The following is a 22,178-nucleotide window of genomic DNA, read 5'->3' on the forward strand; positions in this document are numbered from 1 at the left end:
ACGCCACATCCACCTCAACAAAAATCATTGACACCCACCACAAGATATAGTGGAGCCGCCTGAAACCTGAATTAAAGAAAAAATCTATCCCTGAACAAACGTTGATTGAAAAAAAATATAGTGCTGCTGAAGACCCGGGTTGTACACTGGCTCAACCCTCAACGAGCATCGCTGGAATCGAAATTCTTGCGTGTGCGACCACTAACCCTCTCGGGATTACTCACACCTTATTCACAGTCCCCGCGGGTATGACCCAACTTGAAAACTTGGCCATACCGCTTTATCTTGTGTTTATACGTTTCAATTACCCAATATGTTGTAGATCCTGCAAAACGGCTCTCGGCCGGCAAGGATGACACCAGACCAGAAATAAGTAGAGCAACAAGGTCTTGCGCAGTGTGTCAAAAACCAGGGAGGGGTTCCATGCATGAACCACTAACCACTGACCCGCCCGGGGCTAACCCGGTCGTCAGTGCGGCGTTTCTGCGCCATCGAAACAGCACACAACAGGTCGCCGGTGCCCGCAAACAGACGTCTGACAGGCATTAAGTTTGCTTACCACCACATTTCAGGCACCACAAGATATAGTGATCACAGGTACAGGGCTTCATGAACAAAAATCTTCAGGTCACCAAGCGTAACGGACAAAAGGACCGGCTGGATCTCGATAAAATCCACCGCGTGATCGCCTGGGCTGCCGAAGGGCTGGACAATGTCTCCGTCTCCCAGGTCGAGCTGAAATCCCATATCCAGTTCTACGATGGTATCCAGACGGTAGACATTCATGAGACTCTGATCAAATCCGCCGCTGACCTGATTTCCCGGGAAACCCCCGACTACCAGTACCTGGCCGCCCGCCTGGCCATCTTCCATCTGCGCAAGAAAGCGTTCGGCCAGTTTGAGCCGCCGGCACTCTACGATCATGTCGTCCGCCTGGTGGAACTGAAAAAATACGACAACCAGTTGCTGCTGGACTACACCCGGGAAGAGTTCGACGCCATGGACAGCTTCCTGGATCACAACCGCGACATGGACTTCAGCTATGCCGCCGTCAAGCAGCTGGAAGGCAAGTATCTGGTGCAGAACCGGGTCACCGGCGAATACTTTGAGAGCCCGCAGTTCCTTTATATGCTGATTGGCGCCTGCCTGTTCTCCGGCTATCCGAAAGATACCCGGATGGCTTACATTCAGCGTTTCTACGATGCGGTGTCCACCTTCAAGCTGTCACTGCCGACCCCGATCATGTCCGGCGTGCGCACCCCGACCCGCCAGTTCAGCTCCTGCGTCCTGATTGAGTGCGGCGACTCACTGGATTCCATCAACGCCACCGCCAGCGCCATTGTGAAATATGTCAGCCAGCGTGCCGGTATCGGCATCAATGCCGGTAACATCCGCGCCATTGGCAGCCCGATCCGCGGCGGCGAAGCGTTCCATACCGGCTGTATTCCGTTCTACAAGTATTTCCAGACTGCCGTGAAATCCTGCTCCCAGGGCGGTGTGCGCGGTGGCGCCGCCACCCTGTTCTACCCGCTCTGGCACTACGAAGTGGAAAACCTGCTGGTACTGAAAAACAACCGCGGCGTGGAAGAGAACCGGGTGCGCCATATTGACTACGGCGTCCAGATGAACCGCCTGATGTATCAGCGCCTGATTCAGGGCGGCAACATCACCCTGTTCTCACCCAGCGATGCACCCGGCCTCTACGATGCCTTCTTCGCGGACCAGGAAAAGTTTGAAGCCCTGTACGTCCAGTACGAACAGGATCCGTCGATTCGCAAAAAGACCCTGAAAGCGATGGAGCTGTTCTCCCTGTTCGCCCAGGAGCGTGCGGGTACCGGTCGCATCTACCTGCAGAACGTCGATCACTGCAACACCCACAGCCCGTTCAACCCGGCCGTGGCACCGGTGCGCCAGAGCAACCTCTGCCTGGAAATCGCGCTGCCTACCAAGCCGCTGAAAGATATCAACGACCCTGACGGCGAAATCGCGCTGTGCACCCTCGCCGCCTTTAACCTGGGCAAAGTGGACAACCTGGATGAGCTGGAAGACCTGGCCGACCTGATCGTCCGCGCCCTGGACAGCCTGCTGGATTACCAGGACTACCCGGTGGAAGCCGCTCGCACCTCAACCATGGGTCGCAGACCCCTGGGTGTCGGCGTCATCAACTACGCCTATTACCTGGCCAGGCACGGCGTCCGCTACTCCGACGGTTCCGCCAACGGCCTGACCCACAAGACCTTCGAAGCCATTCAGTACTACCTGCTGAAAGCCTCCAACCGTCTGGCCCAGGAACAGGGTGCCTGCCCGAAATTCAACGAAACCACCTACAGCCAGGGTATCCTGCCAATCGACACCTATAAGGATGACGTCAACGGCATTTGCGACGAAGCCCTGCACTGCGACTGGGAAGCCCTGCGTGAATCCATCAAGGCCCATGGCCTGCGCAACTCCACGCTGACCGCACTGATGCCATCCGAAACCTCGTCCCAGATTTCCAATGCCACCAACGGTATTGAACCGCCTCGCGGGTTTGTCAGCGTCAAAGCCAGCAAGGACGGTATCCTCAAGCAGGTGGTACCGGAATACGAGCGCCTGCGTCATAACTACGAGCTGCTCTGGGATATCAACGGCAACGACGGTTACCTGCAGCTGGTCGCCATCATGCAGAAATTCATCGACCAGACCATCTCGGCCAATACCAACTACGATCCCAGCCGTTTCGAAGGGGGCAAAGTCCCGATGAAACTGCTGCTCAAAGATCTGCTGACAGCCTATAAACTCGGCGTCAAAACCCTGTACTATCACAACACCCGTGACGGTGCGAGTGACGAGAACCACAAGGAAGACGACGACGGCTGCGCAGGCGGCGCCTGCAAGATCTGATGATCGCACCGTAACAAAAACAACGGCTGTCGCCCGCAAGGCGACAGCCACTGACCGACAAGACAACTGACTTCAGGCGGCCTGCCGCTGAGGACAACCCGACCGACTATGGCTTATACAACCTTCAACCAGGAACAGTTCGACGCCACCCGCGAGCCCATGTTTTTCGGCCGCAACGTGAACGTGTCGCGCTACGACGTCCAGCGCTACAGCATTTTCGAGAAACTGATCGAAAAGCAGCTGTCGTTCTTCTGGCGTCCGGAGGAAGTGGACCTCTCCAACGACCGCAGCGATTTCAACGGCCTGCCGGAACACGAAAAGCACATCTTCCTCAGCAACCTGAAATACCAGACCCTGCTCGATTCCGTCCAGGGCCGCTCGCCCAACGTGGCGCTGCTGCCGCTGGTATCCCTGCCGGAACTGGAAACCTGGATTGAAACCTGGGCCTTCAGCGAGACGATTCACTCCCGCTCCTACACCCATATCATGCGTAACGTGGTGCCCAAGCCGTCAGAAGTCTTTGATGACATTGTCTCCAACGACGCTATCACCAAGCGCGCCACGGCGATCACCCGTTACTATGACGAACTGATTGAAGCCTGCCACTGGTATCACCTCCTGGGCGAAGGTTCCCACACGGTGAATGGCCAGACAATCAACGTCGCTGTCCGCGACATCAAGTGCAAGCTGTACCTGACACTGATGTCCGTTAACGTACTGGAAGCGATCCGCTTCTACGTCAGCTTTGCCTGCAGCTTCGCCTTTGCCGAACGCGCCACCATGGAAGGCAACGCCAAGATCATCAAACTGATTGCCCGGGACGAAGCCCTGCACCTCACGGGCACCCAGCATATCCTGCAGCTGATGGCTGACGGCAAAGATGACCCGGAAATGGCCGAGATTGCCAAAGAGCTGCGTGAAGAAGCCCGCGAAATCTTCATCGCCGGCGCCGAGCAGGAAAAAGAATGGGCGGACTACCTGTTCAAGGACGGGTCCATGATCGGCCTGAACAAGGATATTCTCTGCCAGTACGTCGAGTACATCACCAACCAGCGGATGCAGGCCATCGGCTTTGACGCCCCGTTCAGCGTCCGACAGAATCCACTGCCCTGGATGAACAGCTGGCTGAACAGCGATAACGTTCAGGTGGCGCCCCAGGAAGTTGAAGTCAGCTCCTACCTGGTGGGCCAGATCGACAGCGACCTGCAGTCCGAAGACTTTAGCGATTTCTCGTTGTAACCTGCTGACAGCGCCCACCCGGGCGCTTTTTTTTCACCCGCCCCGACACCGGGCGACAGCAAGGGAAAGGTACGATGGCCAACATCGTTAAGATCGTCGACGGTTACAGCTTCATTCCCCGTTCCGAACATACCCTGCTTGAAGCGCTGGAACACCAGAGCCTTGAAATGGAATACCAGTGTCGTCAGGGGTTCTGTGGTTGCTGTCAGATTGACCTGATCGAAGGGGCTGTAGAGTACCTGGAAGAACCTATCGCCTTTGTACCCGAGGGTAAAATCCTTCCCTGTTGCTGCCGGCCTGCTGGGGATATCACCGTTGAATTGCCGATGCCCCTGGCGATGCTGCAGAAACAAAAAAATTCAGCTTGATCTTACCCATTGAGAGAAAAGACAGGTTTAACCGCTCTTCACATTGATGACGCCTCAATAAACTCCCGTAGAGATACCTGCCACGTCATCAGCTTTCGATCATTTCACATCCGCCCGCTTACCAGCCACATACGATAAGCAGAAAAAATAAAACCGGCTAAAGCCGGGTTTATTTTCAGGTGCAGTCCTCAGCTTTGCACTGTCCCTGCATTTGGATGCCTGCCATCAATCGCTGACGAGGGTTTGTTGGAAGCGTTAATCGCTGCAGTTAATGCATTCATAAGCTGTCTGCGCTGCTCTGAATCCATTTTCCCTGCAAAGGGCTTATCGACAAGTTCTCCAACATTCGCCTGCAGGTAGCGGAGTGTCAGTAAGTCATGCGCCTGCAACCAACGTTGAATATCGCCAGCCTTGAGATCACCCTTGATAAATAAACCGATCTGCTCTTTGATGAAATCGGTATCACTACCACTGGAAGACTGGGCAGGTGATGCCGGTGTCGCTACTGAAGCCGTCTTGTCATCAGAAAGACGACTTTCCTGTGACTGCTGCATCGGTACAGGCTTACGGCCTTCCCCGGCCATGATCAGTCGTTCCAACATAGCCAGTGCTCGTTCATCACCCTCCAGCAATCGGGCTTCGAGTAAACCAACCGCATGCTCAATACGCCTGTCATCCGCATCACGAATTTCAAAGGTACCTTTGAGTACACCTATATAAGTATCGATATCCTGGTACTCGCCCGGCGTTAGCTGTGTAGGGTCAAGACCCTGCGCCTTCATCAGGTCAACAAACGTGCTTTCTTTGGCACCAGAAAAATAAGCAGCAAATGCTGTTTGATCCACAGGCATACAGTTCAAACCCAAACAAGCGTCTTTATACCGTTCCTGGATTGTGCTGAGACCAAGAACTTCCGACGCATTCGCGTCGTTTTTTGGCCTCAAAATGGTTTCCATGGCGGGTTTGATCAGGGAAGCCATGTAATCATCAATCAATGCTTGCTTATCGTAGTGCTCATAACCAGAACAGTTGCTTAATGCCTCAAAATCTCTAAAGCTCGACATGCGTGGCGGCTGCTTAATATATTCTGACGCCTTTCCACGGCTACTTTTCTGATATTGACGATCCAGGGTTGTCTGAACATGCTGCAAAAAAAGCCTCTCATCAGAACTTCCCGGTTTTTTGATCGTTTTCAGAATCTGGCCGCGCATGGCATCCGCCAGCGGTTCAGTGTAAAAACGTTCTGCCAGCAGCGTGATGTGTTCATCCAGGCGTTTATCAAGATCGTCCCCCGCCACGTCAAAGCCATTGTTAATCAATGTCTCGGCCGTGATGTAAGGAATGTTTTTTTCATCTCTCAATTGTTGAGCGGCTTTTATGGTGTCCTCAAGGGAGAGGACGGCCTTGCCTGGTGGTTGAGAGTGATCGACTTTAGATGGCGTAGCCGTTTTTCTTAACCTTCCCAATCCCCCACTGATTGTAGTTGCCTTACTTTTACCCGCGCTGGGAGCCGAAGTCATACCCATTGGCGGTGGCGGTGGCGGTGGCGGTGGCGGTGGCGGTGGCGGTGGCGGTGGCGGTGGCGGTGGCGGTGGCGTTTCAGATGCTGGCGCAGGTGTTTGCCCCCCACCTATCGGCAAATCACCCCCCTGTTTTGGCGACAAAGTAGCCGCGGACTGGGAAACTTGCTGCTTTTGAGGTAACGCCATTTTACGGGCTTGTTTCTCCGTACTGGCAGACTCAGAGGCCAGTGCTTTTGAGCTTTCTGATACCTGTTCTTTACCAGACGATGCCGGTTGTGATGTCTCAATAAGATACCGGGTGGCAGACAATACTTTTTGAACAGCATGATCCAGATCATTGAGAACCTGCATCATCTGATCAACCGTCTCAGGATTTGCTGTCTTTAACGTTTTTGACACGGCTAAAAATTGATCAGCGACTTGCAATACTTCTTGCTTGTTGATGACCGCTTGCTGCTCCGGCAGCTGGCCAACATTCGACTTAATATATCTTGCCTTGGCAGCGAGCCTGTCTTGCCATCCTTCTGTTACACGCCTGCTTTCTCCGGCAGGTGCTGACGCCTCCTGCGTCCGTGGAAGCAGCGAAGCTTCCGCATTCTTCAGCTCGACGGTTCGTGGCCTTGAAGAGGAAAACGCATACCTGCGAGTATCCGGGGATGTTTTCGTCGCATCTGGCTGATTGGCAGGTGACGCCGATTTCGTCAGCCCTTGTACAGGGGTAATGATTGGCCTACCCATAAAAACGCCTCCTTTTTATCTTTCAAGTCCTTTTAGTGGCCTCACCATTTTTCTCCCCTGCAAGACGTGACTCAATCAGACCTTGGTGAAACCTTTCTACTAAAGTCTAGAAGCCCCATTAAAGCTCATTGAGGCAGGTTAACACCTACTACGCTATTGAGAATCATTTACACAAAAGGCTTGTGAAAATTAGTTACAAAAAGTAAAAATAACGGCAATCTTTTTAGAACTACTTCTGAGACACTCTGTCCATATTCCAAAAAGCTGTATCCGGGACACACCACAACACCCTATGCTTCAACGATCAAGGATCCTCCGGCCAACGCTGGGCACTGCGGCGCTCTGCCTGCTGCTGACAGCGTGTGCGCTTACGCCGCCAGACACCGCGCCAGATTTGCCGCTGTCTGGACATTTCACTGCACAAGGTACCGCCAAACTGGACAATAACTGGTGGCAGGACTTCAAAGACCCCCAGCTCCAGACACTGATGCAGCAGACATTTACCCAGAATTACTCTCTGCAGGCTGCCCGCGAACGTCTGAATCAGGCCGAAGCCCAGGCAAGGAAGGCGGGAGCCTCCCTCTTTCCAGAGCTCAGCGCCTCTGGCAGCGGGAAACGAACCCGTGCCGATAACGGCACCACCCTCGGGAACAGCACCGATTACACCCTTGGCCTGGAAGCCGCCTATGAACTGGATTTCTGGGGCAGAAACCAGGCCATCCGGGAAAGCGCCCGCTATGACTGGCTGGCCAGCCGGGAATCGCTGGATGCCGCCACCATGACCCTGGCTGCGACCCTGGCTAATACCTGGTATGCACTGCAGGAACAAGCCAACCAGCTCACACTACTGGCTGAACAACGTGAAAATCTGACTAACACCTTGAAACTGATAGATGTTCGCTATCAATCAGGCCGCACACCCGCAACCGATGTCATGCAGCAGCAGCTTCAGCTGGAAGCCATTGAAGCGGATATCATCCAGGCCAGGGCCCAACAGCAGGTGCTGATCCACCAGCTCAACATTCTGACCGGTCAGGCGCCATCAGCACCCCTGACCTGGAACCCTGCCGCACTCCCGACACTCCCGACTCTGCCGGATACCGGCCTGCCCGCAACACTTACTGAACGTCGGCCAGACCTGCGCCAGGCCTGGTTTGAAGTCGAATCGCTGCGCCAGGACGTCGTGGTAGCTCGTGCAGATCGTCTTCCGCGCCTGACACTGACGGCCTCATTGTCGACAACCAGTGATCACTGGCACAACCTGTTTGACACCTGGGCGGCGAGCCTGCTGGGCGGCATCACGGCTCCCCTGTTTGATGGCGGACAACGGAAGGCGGAAGCTGACCGGGCGCTTTATGCCTTGCAGGAATCGGTTCAAAACTACACCCAGACCGTACTGGAAGCACTCGGTGAAGTGGAAGACGCACTGGTTCGTGAAGACCACCAGCAGGCGTACCTGGCTCAGCTGATCCAGCAGGTCACCCTGGCCACCCGGATTCTTGATCAGACCCAACTGCGTTATGCAAAAGGCGCCACTGACTATCTCAATGTCCTGCAGGCCCAGAAAAGCCTTCAGGATCTCCAGCGTCAACAACTGACGGCACAGCGCCAGCTGATTGAATACCGCATCGCACTCTACCGCGCTTTAGCCGGTGGCTGGCATCCGGATAAGACTGACCATCACGAACCGCCTGCAGGTCAGGAGGTATGAAGACTATGAATACCCTAACCACGCCCAACGCCCGCTGGCTCAAACTGGCACTGCCTGTCGTCGTTATCCTGGCCGGCATCACAGCCTCAGCCCTGTTGCTCAAAAGCCCCCCACGGGCGGGGACGGCAACACCGGCTGACAATACCCGCCTGGTCGATACGCTACGGGTCGAAAAGGCTGAACATCGACCCATCATTGAAGTCATGGGGCAGGTCGTCGCAAAGAGACAGGTGACACTGTACCCGCAGGTCAGTGGTGAAATTATCCAGGTCAGCCCGACACTGGTGCCCGGTTACACCGTCAACGTCGATGAAACTGTCATCCAACTGGACAACAGTGACTACCGCATCGCCCTGCAGCGTATGGCCAGCAATGTTGCCAGGGCCAATGCCGATCTTTTGCTGGAACAAGGCCAACAAGCCATCGCCCGCCAGGAGTATGAACTGACTGGACGTAAACTGTCACCCGCCGACGAAAGTCTGGTGTTGCGCCAGCCCCAGCTTCAGGCGGCCGAGGCTGCGCTGGCATTGGCAGAAGCGGATCTGGCACAAGCCAACCTGTCTCTGGAACGCACAACCATCAAGCCACCTTTTGATGGTCAGGTTGTCAGTCTTAACGTCGAGCTGGGCAGTTTCGTCAATACCTCTACAGCCCTGCTGGAGATGGTGGATGTTTCCGAATTCCGCCTGGAAGCCAGCGTGCCCGTTGAGCAATTGCAATGGCTGACCGGTGGTGACTCAGTCAGTGGATCTCCAGTGAAGGTCTACAGCCCTTCCTGGCCAGACAACCAGTTCAGGGAAGGTTACGTGCTGTCGGTTTCGCCCAGCCTGGAAGCCGGCACACGCATGGCACGGGTCCTGATGGCTATTCCCGATCCGCTGGCGCTGAAACCGGAAAACCACCAGCAGCCAGCCGTTCGCGTCAATGACTACCTGCGGGCTGACATTCAGGGTCCCACCCTCGCTAATGTGGTCGCACTGCCCAGGGAACACCTGCATAACGGCAATACCGTCTGGCTCATGAGCAATGACAACACGCTCGAGGTTCGTACAGTAGCCCCGTTGTTTACCGGTCAGGACACGGTACTGATTGCCAATGGCATTGCGACAGGCGAGCACATCGTCACCTCTGCCCTGCCCGCTCCGGTTCCCGGCCTTCCCCTGCGAACACGGAAAGAATCCCCAGACATTAATAAGCTGGTCAGTGCTCCCCAAGCCAAGGGAGATCAGCCTCTATGAGCCGAGCATCCCTGAACCGCGGCCCCATCGCCTGGATGGTCAACAACCGGGTTACACCCAACCTGTTGATGCTTTTCCTGTTGATTGGCGGCCTGATGCTGTCCATGCAGATCCGCAAGGAGGTATTCCCGGAATTCACCCTGGATATCGTCAATGTCAGCGTCGCCTACTCCGGGGCGACGCCGGAAGAAGTCGAACAGGGGATTGTCCTTGCGATTGAAAATGAAATCCGCGGCATTGAGGGTATCGAGGAAATCACCGCCCGGGCCAGTGAAGGCAGTGCGATGGTGTCCGCGGAGCTGATGAACGGCGCCAATCCTGACCGTACCCTGCAGGAAATTGAGCAGGCTGTGGGCCGGATCAGCACTTTCCCGGAAGAAGCCGAAAAACCGGTCGTCAGCCTGGGCGGTAGAAAGCATGCCGTGCTGGATCTGGTGCTGCACGGCAATGTGAATGAAGTCACTCTGCGAGAGCAGGCGGAAACCATACGCGACCGATTGCTGCAGTCACCCGGCATTACCCAGGCTGAACTGGACGGTGCGCGTAATTACGAAATCCAGGTGGAAATCAACCGTGACATCCTGCGCCGTTATCAGCTAACCCTGTCAGATGTTGCGAATACGATCCGCAACAGTGCGCTGGATTTGTCCGGCGGCACCCTGAAAACGGAAGGCGGCGAAATCAGCCTCCAGGTTCAGGAGCGCCGGGACTGGGCCCGGGATTTTGCCGGCATTCCCCTGGTCACCTCCGCGGAAGGCGGCCTGCTGACGCTGGGAGATGTCGCCTCCGTCAAAGACGGCTTTGAAGACAGTGATGTTTACAACACCTGGAACGGTAACCCGTCGATTGCCATTACCGTATTCCGGGTAGGCGACCAGACTCCTATTGGAATCTCTGATGCCGTGCATGATGTACTGCCGGCTATCACCGCCGAACTGCCGCCGGGCATCAGCCTGGTTGTTGCCGATGATGACTCCGACATCTATCGGGCACGGATGGATCTGCTGCTGAAAAATGCCTTTATGGGTCTGTTGCTGGTGCTGGTCGTACTGGGATTGTTCCTGGAGTTCCGCCTGGCCTTCTGGGTCACCATGGGCATTCCGATTTCGTTCCTGGGCGCCCTGCTCATCCTGCCGGGGCTGGATGTCTCCATCAACATGGTCTCGATGTTCGCCTTTATTATTGCCCTGGGCATCGTGGTGGATGACGCCATCATCGCCGGCGAAAACATCTATGAAAACATGCAGCAGGGCATGGACTTTCACAAGGCGGCGATTATCGGTACCCGACAGGTCGCCGTGCCTCTGACTTTCAGCATTCTGACCAACGTGGTGGCCTTCCTGCCGATCCTGTTCCTGCCCGGATTCCTGGGCAAGATCTTCATGGTCATTCCCATCGTGGTGATCAGCGTCTTCCTGATTTCATGGATTGAATCGCTGTTTATTCTGCCGGCACACCTTGCCTGGATGAAAAAGCGTCCGGCAAGCCAACTCGGTCGCCGACTGGATCAGTTCCAGGAAAGCGTGGATCGTCGCCTTCAGGGCTTTATCCAGCATCGTTACCAGCCTGCTATCGCACAGTTCATGCGCCATCGCTATCTGACCATGGCTGCCGGTATCGCCCTGCTGATGATTGCCATTGCCTACATGGGCAGCGGACGACTGGGTTTTACACTGATGCCCCGCACCGAATCCGACCGCGCCACGGCGACAGCCACCTTGCCCTATGGCAACCCACTCAGTCAGGCTGAAGCGGTCCGTGAACAACTGGAAACCGCAGCCCGACAAGTGGCTGAAAACAACGGCGGCGACCAGCTGCTTGACAGCATTGAGGCCCGGATCAACAGCAATGAAGTCAAGGTGTTCATGCACCTGCAGGAAAACGGTGTCCGCCCGGTCAGCACGACAGACGTCACCCGGCTCTGGCGTGGAGCTGTCGGCCCGATACCCGGTATCCAGGGGTTGGCGTTTTCAGCCACCGGACGGGGACCTGGCGGAGGCTCGGCCCTGACGGTTGAATTGAGTCATCGTAAAACGGCACTGTTGAGAGCAGCCAGTGACCAACTGGCTAAGGAACTGGCCCGATTCCAGGGGGTTTCAGACATTGAAAATACCTTTGCCAGCGGCAAACCCCAGCTCAGCTTCAAGATTCGCCCCGAAGGCCGCAGCCTCGGACTGACTGCCCGGGATCTTGCCAGTCAAGTACGATCATCCTTTTATGGCGCCCAGGCCTTCCGCCAGCAACGGGGTAGCAATGAAGTGCGGGTCATGGTTCGGCTACCGGAGAACCAGCGCATCAGCGAATATGATCTGGAGCAGCTTATGATCCGCACCCCGGCCGGTGATGATGTGCCGCTGTTTCAGGTTGCAGACGTGATTCGCGATGAGTCCGCCTCAACCATCAACCGTCGTAACGGTCGCCGGACCGTCGATGTGAAAGCCGATGTCACACCGCTGGGCAAGACACCGCAGGTGATTGCTGCGCTGGAAAAATCGGTCTTTCCGGAACTGCAGGCTGCCTACCCGGGGCTGGATATCAGCCTGCAGGGACGCCAGGCCGATGAGCGGGAAAGCCTCTCCAGCATGGTAACGGGGGGCGCACTGGCACTGATGATGCTTTACCTGCTGCTGGCCATTCCGTTCCGCAGCTATTCGCAGCCACTGATCGTCATGGCGGTGATCCCTTTTGGTGTTGTCGGCGCCGTCATTGGTCATGTACTGATGGGTTATACCCTGAGCATGGTGAGTCTGTTCGGCATTGTCGCCCTGTGCGGTGTGGTGGTGAATGACAGCCTGATCATGGTGGATTATGCCAACCAGCAGCGACAGAAAGGGCTGAACGGTTATGACGCCATCATGCAGGCGGGCGTACGCCGGTTCCGACCGATTATGCTAACCACCATTACCACCTTTGGCGGTCTGGCGCCCATGATCTTCGAAACCTCACGTCAGGCACGGTTCATGATCCCGATGGCGATCTCCCTGGGTTTCGGTATCCTGTTTGCAACGCTGATTACGCTCGTACTGCTGCCCTGCCTGTACGGTATTCTCGAAGATACCAAGGCGCTTTTTACCTCTGACCCGGGCCATCAGACGGCCAGCAATCCTTAACCATGCAGTCGCTCCCGGACAAACCTGCCCCTGTCCGGGGGACTGACCACTAAGCAAGTGCATCTAACACAACAACCGTGCAATGCCCTTGTCAGCCGCCGGTCAGCGGGATACATTGATAGGAATACTGTCAGAATGCTTCGACTGGCGTCAGACGAAAACCTATGAAAATCGGCTTGACCCAGAACCGGCCATCCGTATAATGCCGCACAATTTGTCCGAAGCCCTCTGGCCGGACGCGTTTTCTGAATCATTTTGCAGCAGGGATAACCGCCAGTGATGATTTGCGCAGCACGCACAAACACACACCGAATGGCACACAGTGTTGAGCCCTGCGCTGTTATTCCCCATTTATCGCTATTCATTTTAAAAAGCCCCTTATTTCAGGGGCTTTTTTTTGACCGCAATACGCTCGAACCACAACAGGGAAACCGCCTGCCTGATCGGCAGCCGGCTTTCAGACTTCACCCAGGAAAAGGACAGGTGCGCTGAAACATGGCTAATCCTCTCTACCAGAAACACATTGTTTCCATCCCCGAGCTTACCCGTGAGGAGCTGGAGCTGATTGTGTCCACCGCCGAAAGCCTCAAAAAGGAACCCCGGCCGGATCTGCTGAAAGGCAAGGTCATTGCCAGCTGCTTCTTCGAGGCGTCCACCCGGACCCGGCTTTCCTTCGAAACCGCCGTACAGCGACTCGGCGGCACCTTCATTGGTTTCGATAACGGCAGCAACACCTCTCTGGCCAAGAAGGGTGAAACCCTGGCGGATTCTGTTCAGGTCATCTCTTCCTACACTGACGCATTCGTGATGCGCCACCCACAGGAAGGCGCAGCCCGGGTTGCCTCCGAATTCTCCAGCGTACCCGTGATCAACGGCGGTGACGGCTCCAACCAGCACCCGACCCAGACCCTGCTGGACCTGTTCAGCATCCACGAATGCCAGGGCCGGCTGGACGACCTGAAGGTCGCTTTCGTCGGTGACCTGAAATACGGACGTACCGTGCACTCCCTGACCCAGGCGATGAGCCACTTCAACGCCGAATTCACCTTCATTTCGCCTGACGCCCTGGCCATGCCCGACTACCTGCTGGAAGAGCTGGACGAGAAAGGCATCACCTGGCGCACCGCCCAGAGCATTGAAGAGATCGCCCACGACGTGGACATCATCTACATGACCCGGGTTCAGAAAGAACGTTTCGACGAAACCGAGTACAAGCTGATCGCCTCCCAGTATATCCTCAGCGCCGAAACCCTGAAGGAAGCCAAGCCCAACCTGCGTGTTCTGCACCCGCTGCCCCGTGTTGACGAGATCAGCGTGGATGTCGACAGCACCCCTTACGCCTACTACTTCCAGCAGGCGGAAAACGGTGTCTACGCCCGGGAAGCGTTGCTGGCGCTGGTACTGAACGAAACTATCTGAGGAGCAGGACATCATGGTTGAGAAGCATAAACTCCAGGTAGAAGCGATCCGCAAGGGCACCGTGATCGACCATATCCCGGCCGGACAGGGCATCAAGATCCTCAAGCAGCTCCAGTTGCTGGATTCCAATGTCCGCATCACCGTCGGCTTCAACCTGCCCAGCAAGGAGCTGGGACTGAAGGATATCATCAAGGTTGAGAACCGCCTGTTCAACGAAATGGAAGCCAACGAGCTGGCCATCTTCGCACCGGGCGCGACCATCAACGTGATTGATGAGTACAAGGTGCAGCACAAGTTCGAAATGAGCATTCCTGAGTCTATCGAAGGTGTGTTCGAATGCCCGAACTCCAACTGCATCACCCACAATGAGCCGGTACAGACCTACTTCTCCCTGCGCCAGTCCAAAGAGTCTCTGCAGATGAAGTGCAAGTACTGCGAGAAAAGTTTCAGCAAGGATATTGTGGCTGGCATTTAAACGATCTTTTTATTCCAGCAACATCAAACGATAAGCAGCTTCAACAAAAAAGCTGCTTATCTTTACCATTGCCAATTAAGCGCTTTTGGCCTTATCCGGCACTGCATATATTTTTAAAAACCTCGACATACCCAACACCATGGTAATAAGACCACTTTAGTTACACGATTATCTGAGCATCAACCACTTCAACAAAAAAGACTATAAAATTAAAAGCCTCTTTCAATCACTGCCGGGCTGTTTAACAGCATTCACAATCACAGCAAGATACAAATTTGTCATAAACCCCAGCCATTCAGTTAGAAAAAAACGCACATACCCACTGTATTATTTGTTGGATTGGATCACTCTATTGTCAGGAAACAGCCTATGGAACCTTCAAAACCAAGCACTTCATCAGAAAGATTATCCACTAGCCACAGAGAGGCCAAGCCCAAAGAACAAACTGCAAAACGCTCTTCGGAAAGTACTCAGGGAATGTCCACAGACGCCCCAGGTGAAACAAGACCTTTAAAGAAAATGAAAGTTTCTCATCATACAGGCAAACTTCGTCCTATCCCCAAGGATAAAATTGATCCTGTATTCATGAAAATTTTTGCCGACGGCAAGATTCATAGTCTTACCCGCAGTGATATTTCTGCCTTTAAAAAACCTTCCTGGTTTGAGTCTCGCTGGGTCTGGAAAGCGATATCTATATTTGATAATGCAATCAGGAAGACATCGAAAAAACAGAAAAAAGTGCTGAGTCTGGATCAACTCCTGCACAAGACCATGAGAAATGATCCTTATTTGAGCCTTATTGTTAAACGATCCGTATTACAGGCATTACATCTTCCCGAAGGACAGTCGGGACTTGATACTAAATCTAAAGCAATAGTAAGACTATGGCTAAGATACACTTTTGCATCCGAAGGATTTGATATCAATAACGAATGGCTGAATGAATGGCTAAGCGAACAAGACTGCTCAATAACGCATAATCCAACTCTGTTTTTTAAATTTGATGAAATGGAAAACCTTCATCTATCAAGAAAAGGCTTAGACACCGAAACAATGTTATCCATAGGCCTTGAAAAGAAAGATCTTTTGATAGAAAAAAAGCCAGAATCGATCACACAGAGCCTTTGGGATTTACTCTATGACCTGGTAGATTCTCTTAAAGATTGCCAAGAGAAAAACCTTGAACCATTATCAGAAACAGGTAGTCAAAAACACAAAGATTTCTACATACTTCGCGATATTCTGTTCCGTTTTTTTTCCAGCATTGGCGTTAGTAAAAACATGAAAACCTGTGGAGAAAAAATCACTTATGATGAATCAGCCTGGCATCGTCTACAATTGGAAGCGCTATTGGACAAGGTGGCAATAAAATATTATCCAGAGTTCAAAAAATGGCGGGGCTGGTTGAAAAATTACAGCGAGTTGCCATAGAAACTCTCATTACATCAAAATAAAACAGCTTACCATCAACCTTGGCCAGCAAAGGTAAGTACAGGTAAGCACTATCACAAACAGATACCGATCGAGCGCCTTAGACATTATAAATAACCCAAACTCTCTATCTAAAACAATACAAACAACACAAATAATTAATAGACACATAGAAACCAATAAAACTAAAGTAACTCAAAAAACTTTTCATTCAGTAAAATAAACAAACACTTCCCAGCACACTATCTACAACCATTCAACAACCGCATCGGAAGATATACGGTTCAAACAACTCTTTTGCACCAACTTAATCAAAATGGTATAAGAATGCGCCTTTAGCTCAGAATTGGTTTACGGATAGCTGCGTTGTCATCCATGTATTATCAGAAAATCCTAGAAGAAATTATTGAAGAAATCCGTCCCACGCTGGGAGAGGGCGCAGTAGCGGACTACATTCCCGCGCTGGCGGAAGTCGATCCCTGCCAGTTTGGCATTGCCATCAGCACGATGGACGGCGAAGATTTTGCCGCCGGTGACGCGTTCAAACCGTTTTCCATCCAGAGTATCTCCAAGGTATTTAACCTGGCGCTGGCCATGCGCCTGTGCGACGACGAGCTCTGGAGCCGGGTCGGAGTTGAGCCCTCCGGCAATGCTTTCAATTCCCTGTCCCAGTTGGACTATGAGCACGGAATCCCTCGAAATCCGTTTATCAATGCCGGCGCGTTAGTGATCACTGACAGCATCATCAGTCGCTCCAGTGAACCGGTTGACGTCATCCTGGAATTCGCCCGGAGCTGTGCCGGCAATCCGGAAATCACCTACGATGAAGAAGTTTTCCGCTCCGAGCTGGCGCATGGCCATCGCAACCGGGCGCTGATTAACTATTTGTGCAGTTTCGACAATATCGCCAACGATACTGAGCAAATCCTGACGACATACTTCTACCAGTGCTCCCTCGCCATGAGCTGTATGGATCTGGCACGCTCCTTCCGCTTCCTGGCCAATGCCGGCCGGATGCCAGGCAGCGTCAGCCCGATCCTGTCCAGCCACCAGACCCGCCGGATCAACTCCCTGATGATGACCTGCGGAACCTACGATGAGGCTGGCGAGTTTGCCTTCCATGTCGGGCTACCCTGCAAAAGTGGCGTTGGCGGGGGTATTGTGGCCATTGTCCCCAAGCTGATGAGCATCTGTGTCTGGAGTCCTGCCCTGGGTCCCAAGGGGAACTCCCTGGCAGGCATGCGGGCCCTGGAGCTGTTCTGCCAGAAAACCGGGCTGGCCATTTTCTGACAGATACGTCATCGCTGCTAAACTGGGAACCTTGGCAGCGTCAGGCAGTCAAAATTCATGAGAAACCGGAATTCCAGGCTTATTCAAGGGTATTTAGGGCGCTTGAAATCAGTTCTGAAATGCGAGGTATTATCATGAGTGATTTACAGATATCGCCCATCTCGATGGGCCACCCCCCTTCTCCGGGAACCTGCCCAGCCATGGGTAATTTCTCAGCCAGTCGCCAGGTGTTCTGCAATATGTATGTGGTCGTAACACCGGTTGTAGAACGACAGCTAGCCCCTTGTCTTGAGTCCACCGAGGAAGAGGACATGGACAGACACCACAAAATCGAAAAGGTGAGCCGTAAAAACCGTACCAGTTTCACTTTTATGAAACAGCATTTCTGATCAATCTGATTTATCGGGCGGGCGGGAAAAATGACCCGCCCACCGCTCAAGCTGAAAGGATTCCCGATAGCGTAACCATTCCCGCTTTGTTCGTGTCATCAACTGATCAGATTCATGACAGCCAGCACTTTCAGCAATAATGACCAGACATTCATTGCTGCTTTCATCCGTTTCAAATACATCGTCTTTCTCCATGATGGCAACATACGCCGCGCCGGTTTCGAGTGAAAAACGTCGTCCGGTCAAATCATTCAACCACTCCACACCCGCTTGAGAGGCTGCGGGTGAAATGTCTGAAATCGCATCGTTTAAATACTGGGGGTCTATGTCTCGCTGTTGGTAGTCCATCCCTGACACCATGACACAAAGCACACTGCGACAACGCGATTCATTATGTAACACGCACAGCGCCTTATTCAGCTCCTGTTCTGATGCGCCGATCATAAAGGTCAATTGCGTGCTGCTCGCTGCAAAATGGATCAACTGCTCCTGTGTTTCACGCACTAACGGTTCTACCGCCGTTCTTAACAGACTGGAATCGGAAGTCAGATTATTAAATTGCACCCCGGTCAGCTCCATGGCCACCTGTTCTGTCGCATCCTGTAAATCATCCGATGCCACCCTATGACAAATGCCACTGCAAAACTCAATCTGCATGGATTCTTTTAACGGACAATGATCAGGGATAACAGCCACATAAGGCAGGCCTAACATTTGCGCATACCAGGCTTCCGCAATCGCCATCGCAGGCGGTGAATTACTGATCACCGGTTTGTCTGCTTCCAGGCGCCGCTGACTCAGTGCCTGCAGAAACAGTACGCGTGCCACCCGCTGACGCCAGCTGCCCACCGGATTTTGGGACTCATCCTTGAGATAAAGTTTCAGCCCGCCTGGGCGGATGACCTTAAGTTCCAGTAACGGTGTCTGCCCAGACAGTTCAGACATCAATTTCTGTTCAGCCTGCGCCACCCATAAAAGGCTGTTAACCATGTTTTACCTCATGTAACAGATTCCGGGATGTCGTCGCCTTGACCAAGTCTAGGGTGGGAGGGACTAAAGTCCATGACATAACTGTCGGTTCAACTAGGCAATATCGCGACAAGGCTGTACTATTTCATCCATTATGTGACCAAGGCTGAGACAGTTCCCTGAGAGAATGTCAGTGATTCAGCCGTCCAATCCTATTGATACCCTGCTTTCTAATACCAGCAGGCCGTGCAAGGAAAGACAGTAGCTTTGAGTGGTTTCCTGAACATTTTTCGAAAAAAATCGTCGGCGCCGAAAGAGCAGCCTGCGAACACTGCGCCCCGGCAAGCCAAGAAGCCAGGACGCCAAGGCAACCGTAGTGGCAAACCCGGTAAAAAACCGCAGTCCCGGCATCACAGGCAACGTAACAGTCCGAAACCGGCTATGACGCCATGGGATATCAGCCAGTTTGATGTGCCCGCCGAAAAAGGCAAAACCCGTTTTCACGACTTCAACCTGCCTGCTCCGCTCATGCGGGCCATCCAGGCACAGGGATTCCAATACTGCACCCCCATCCAGGCAGAAGTACTGGGCTCAACCCTGGAAGGTCAGGATGCCATCGGCAAGGCACAGACAGGCACCGGTAAAACAGCCGCCTTTCTGATTGCGACCATCAAGCAATTACTGGAAACCCCCCCGCCCGCCGAACGCTATCTGGGAGAGCCTCGCGCGGTCGTCGTCGCACCCACCCGCGAACTAGCCATCCAGATCTGTGAAGATGCCAAGGCGTTAACCCGCTATACCGACTTGCATGTCGTCATGGTGGTTGGCGGCATGGACTATGAAAAGCAGCGCAAGCATCTCCAGGAAAACTATGTTGACATCCTGATCGCCACACCGGGACGCCTGCTTGATTACCACGAGAAGCGTGATGTTTACCTGGACCTGGTGGAAACACTGGTGCTGGATGAAGCTGACCGTATGCTCGACATGGGATTCATTCCCCAGGTGCGCCGTATCGTCCGTGCGACACCGCGCCCGGGTGATCGACAAACGCTGCTGTTCTCCGCCACCTTTAATGACGATGTGATGCGTTTAGCGGAGCAATGGACCTGGCACCCGGTGCGGGTTGAAATTGAGCCTGACCATGTGGCAACGGATAACGTGGAGCAAAAGGTCTACATCGTATCCACGGAAGAAAAGTACCGAATCCTTCACAACATGATTACCCGACAGAAACTTGATCGGGTTATTGTCTTCACTAATCGACGCGACCAGACCCGACGCCTGACGGAAAAGCTGAAGAAAGACGGCATCAATTCAGACATGCTCTCCGGTGAGATTCCCCAGAACAAACGTATCCGTACCCTGGAGAATTTCAAGAACGGCAAGATCCGGGTACTGGTGGCTACTGATGTTGCCGGTCGAGGCATTCATGTGGAAGGCATCTCCCATGTCATCAACTACAACCTGCCAGAAGACCCTGAGGACTACGTCCATCGCATCGGAAGAACCGGTCGTGCCGGCGCCACCGGAATTTCTGTCAGCTTCGCCTGTGAGGACGACGCCTTCCTGATTCCCACACTGGAAGAACTGCTGGGCGACAAGCTCAAAATGACATCACCGCCTGAAGAATTGCTCAGCCACTGAAGCTGACAAGCGCCAGTTTTTCAGCATATCTCATTCGGGCACACGCACCATTTATGGTGATTGTGTGCCCCTTTCAAGACGCATCAGCCCAGCCCCGGCAAGCCCTCCAGAACGTTCTGGCAAATCCGGTCCAGACTTGTTGATTTCTTATTTCCAGAGATTATAAGCAGCGCTTGCATGCTCGCGAATCTTTATCTCATAATGAAAACAGGTCTGGGTAATATGGACTGTTACCAGGCCGGTGATCCAACCATCGAAATGGAGCTGCTAATATGCCTCGAGCAGTGAAGCTTGAATCGATCACATCCCCTCAAACAACCACCTACATACTGGACAGCAACGTTCTGATACACGATCCAAACGCTCTACTGAACTTCGACGAACACCGCGTTATCATCCCGATGACCGTCCTGGAGGAACTGGACCACCTCAAGAACAGTAAACAAACCATCGCGGCGGACTGCCGGCAAGCCATCCGGTTGATTGACAAGATTGTCGGAAGCGCCAACCCGGAAGACATTGCCCGCGGCGTCCCCATCAAGCGTGGCGAGCAGGACCCGCCCCAAGGCACGCTCTCGATTATGATGGAACACGCCAAGGATAACCTCACACACCTCTCCAATAACCTTAATGACAACCAGATAATCAACGACATCTGTCAACTGCAGAAAGCACGCCCTGACGGTGAGTTTGTACTGGTTACCAAAGACATCAACATGCGCCTCAAGGCCAGGGGCTGCGGTATTCCTGCAGAGGACTACCATAACGACCAGCAGATCTCGGACGTCAACCTGCTCAGCAAGGGTTTCCTGGAAGTGGAAGGCAGTTTCTGGGATAACATTGACCAGGTGGATACGGAACAGGCAAACGGTCGTACCTATCATACCCTTCCCCGGACCGGCATCCTGGAAGAAATCACCATCAATGAGTTCATCATTGATGAACAGGGCTTTGTTGGGCGGGTCATCCAGGCGACAGACGACAAAATCAGGCTATTACATCTGTCAGAGGAAAGCCTGATGAACCAGAAAGCCTGGGGATTGCAGCCACTGGACATCTACCAGGCCACGGCCCTGCACCTGTTGCTTGATCCCGATATACAGCTGGTCAACCTGAATGGCCCGGCCGGTTCCGGTAAAACCATCCTGGCCCTCGCAGCGGCCATTGAAATGACCGTCGCATCCAAACAATACCGGCGCATCATCGCCACCCGCAGCACGCGCGGACTGGATGAAGATATCGGTTATCTGCCGGGTACTGAACAGGAAAAAATGGAGCCCTGGTTAGGTGCAATCACAGACAACATGGAGGCACTGCACCGGGATGACGAAAACACCAATGGCAGTGTGGACTACATCCTCAACCAGGTACCGATTCACTTCAAATCACTGAACTACATACGGGGAAGAAGTTTCCAGGAGAGCCTGATCATCATTGATGAGTGCCAGAACCTGACACCGCACCAGATGAAAACCATCATCACCCGTGCAGGCATGGGCACCAAGGTGATCTGCCTGGGCAACCTGGCCCAGATTGATACGCCTTACCTGAGCCCAACGAGTTCCGGACTGACCTACCTGACAGGCCGCTTCCGGGGTTTCGAATTTGGTGGAATGGTGCAACTGGAAGGGGTTCCCCGCTCTGCGCTGGCAGCCTTCGCGGAAGAAAACCTGTAATTGATACGTTGCAGAAACAAACAAGGCCTGATGAGTGAATCATCAGGCCTTTTTATTAAGACGACGCAACCA

Annotated in this window: 16 protein-coding genes; 14 read left to right on the forward strand and 2 right to left on the reverse strand. The window is 53.6% G+C overall.

Annotation, left to right across the window (positions count from 1 at the left end; translation table 11 throughout):
* Positions 1 to 423: 423 nt before the first annotated feature.
* The 4 genes from AC27K1_RS10880 to yfaE all read left to right on the forward strand — a co-directional run bounded on the left by AC27K1_RS10880 (position 424) and on the right by yfaE (position 4,490).
* A complete protein-coding gene (locus AC27K1_RS10880) occupies positions 424 to 549 on the forward strand; it encodes a hypothetical protein (protein WP_487150513.1) in 126 nt (41 codons plus the stop codon).
* A gap of 60 nt (positions 550 to 609) precedes the next feature.
* Entirely contained in the window at positions 610 to 2,883 is a 2,274-nt protein-coding gene (nrdA, locus tag AC27K1_RS10885; RefSeq protein ID WP_487150514.1) for a class 1a ribonucleoside-diphosphate reductase subunit alpha, read from the forward strand.
* Between the two features lie 108 nt (positions 2,884 to 2,991).
* Complete coding sequence (nrdB, locus tag AC27K1_RS10890) at positions 2,992 to 4,122, forward strand: class Ia ribonucleoside-diphosphate reductase subunit beta (RefSeq protein ID WP_487150516.1); 1,131 nt, start codon at positions 2,992 to 2,994, stop codon at positions 4,120 to 4,122.
* A 74-nt stretch (positions 4,123 to 4,196) separates the two neighbouring features.
* A complete protein-coding gene (yfaE, locus tag AC27K1_RS10895) occupies positions 4,197 to 4,490 on the forward strand; it encodes a class I ribonucleotide reductase maintenance protein YfaE (protein ID WP_487150518.1) in 294 nt (97 codons plus the stop codon).
* A 188-nt stretch (positions 4,491 to 4,678) separates the two neighbouring features.
* On the opposite strand, the gene AC27K1_RS10900 is transcribed toward yfaE, so the two are convergent.
* The gene (locus tag AC27K1_RS10900) at positions 4,679 to 6,751 is read right to left on the reverse strand and encodes a hypothetical protein (protein WP_487150519.1); all 2,073 of its coding nucleotides are present in this window, start codon (positions 6,749 to 6,751) and stop codon (positions 4,679 to 4,681) included.
* 292 nt (positions 6,752 to 7,043) lie between these two features.
* Between AC27K1_RS10900 and AC27K1_RS10905 the strand changes: the two genes are divergently transcribed.
* The 8 genes from AC27K1_RS10905 (at position 7,044) to AC27K1_RS10940 (ending at position 17,814) form a co-directional block, all read left to right on the forward strand.
* Positions 7,044 to 8,462 carry an efflux transporter outer membrane subunit gene (locus tag AC27K1_RS10905; protein WP_487150520.1) on the forward strand — a complete coding sequence of 473 codons (1,419 nt, stop codon included), beginning with the start codon at positions 7,044 to 7,046 and terminating at the stop codon, positions 8,460 to 8,462.
* 5 nt (positions 8,463 to 8,467) lie between these two features.
* Positions 8,468 to 9,700, forward strand: coding sequence for an efflux RND transporter periplasmic adaptor subunit (locus AC27K1_RS10910; protein ID WP_487150522.1), 1,233 nt, complete (start codon positions 8,468 to 8,470; stop codon positions 9,698 to 9,700).
* Positions 9,697 to 12,810 carry an efflux RND transporter permease subunit gene (locus AC27K1_RS10915; protein ID WP_487150523.1) on the forward strand — a complete coding sequence of 1,038 codons (3,114 nt, stop codon included), beginning with the start codon at positions 9,697 to 9,699 and terminating at the stop codon, positions 12,808 to 12,810. The genes AC27K1_RS10910 and AC27K1_RS10915 overlap by 4 nt, the downstream gene beginning before the upstream one ends.
* A gap of 495 nt (positions 12,811 to 13,305) precedes the next feature.
* Positions 13,306 to 14,229, forward strand: a complete 924-nt coding sequence (pyrB, locus tag AC27K1_RS10920; protein WP_487150524.1) for an aspartate carbamoyltransferase — start codon at positions 13,306 to 13,308, stop codon at positions 14,227 to 14,229.
* A 13-nt stretch (positions 14,230 to 14,242) separates the two neighbouring features.
* Positions 14,243 to 14,704: an aspartate carbamoyltransferase regulatory subunit gene (gene pyrI / locus AC27K1_RS10925; RefSeq protein ID WP_487150526.1), complete on the forward strand. Its 462-nt coding sequence runs from the start codon at positions 14,243 to 14,245 to the stop codon at positions 14,702 to 14,704.
* Positions 14,705 to 15,073: 369 nt separating this feature from the next.
* Positions 15,074 to 16,135 (forward strand): hypothetical protein, encoded by a 1,062-nt coding sequence (locus AC27K1_RS10930; protein WP_487150528.1) that lies wholly within the window; start codon positions 15,074 to 15,076, stop codon positions 16,133 to 16,135.
* A 375-nt stretch (positions 16,136 to 16,510) separates the two neighbouring features.
* Positions 16,511 to 17,425: a glutaminase gene (locus AC27K1_RS10935; protein ID WP_487150529.1), complete on the forward strand. Its 915-nt coding sequence runs from the start codon at positions 16,511 to 16,513 to the stop codon at positions 17,423 to 17,425.
* Between the two features lie 134 nt (positions 17,426 to 17,559).
* Entirely contained in the window at positions 17,560 to 17,814 is a 255-nt protein-coding gene (locus tag AC27K1_RS10940) for a hypothetical protein (RefSeq protein WP_487150531.1), read from the forward strand.
* On the opposite strand, the gene AC27K1_RS10945 is transcribed toward AC27K1_RS10940, so the two are convergent.
* Positions 17,815 to 18,804 (reverse strand): pyridoxal-phosphate dependent enzyme, encoded by a 990-nt coding sequence (locus tag AC27K1_RS10945; protein WP_487150533.1) that lies wholly within the window; start codon positions 18,802 to 18,804, stop codon positions 17,815 to 17,817.
* Between the two features lie 420 nt (positions 18,805 to 19,224).
* Here AC27K1_RS10945 and rhlB point away from each other — a divergent pair, with 420 nt between their 5' ends.
* Both rhlB and AC27K1_RS10955 read left to right on the forward strand, forming a co-directional pair.
* On the forward strand, positions 19,225 to 20,430 hold the full coding sequence (rhlB, locus tag AC27K1_RS10950; RefSeq protein ID WP_487150631.1) for an ATP-dependent RNA helicase RhlB: 1,206 nt from the start codon (positions 19,225 to 19,227) through the stop codon (positions 20,428 to 20,430).
* A 272-nt stretch (positions 20,431 to 20,702) separates the two neighbouring features.
* Positions 20,703 to 22,106, forward strand: a complete 1,404-nt coding sequence (locus tag AC27K1_RS10955) for a PhoH family protein (RefSeq protein WP_487150535.1) — start codon at positions 20,703 to 20,705, stop codon at positions 22,104 to 22,106.
* Positions 22,107 to 22,178 lie beyond the last annotated feature (72 nt).

The sequence above is a fragment of the Kistimonas ophiarachnellae genome, assembly GCF_057552235.1.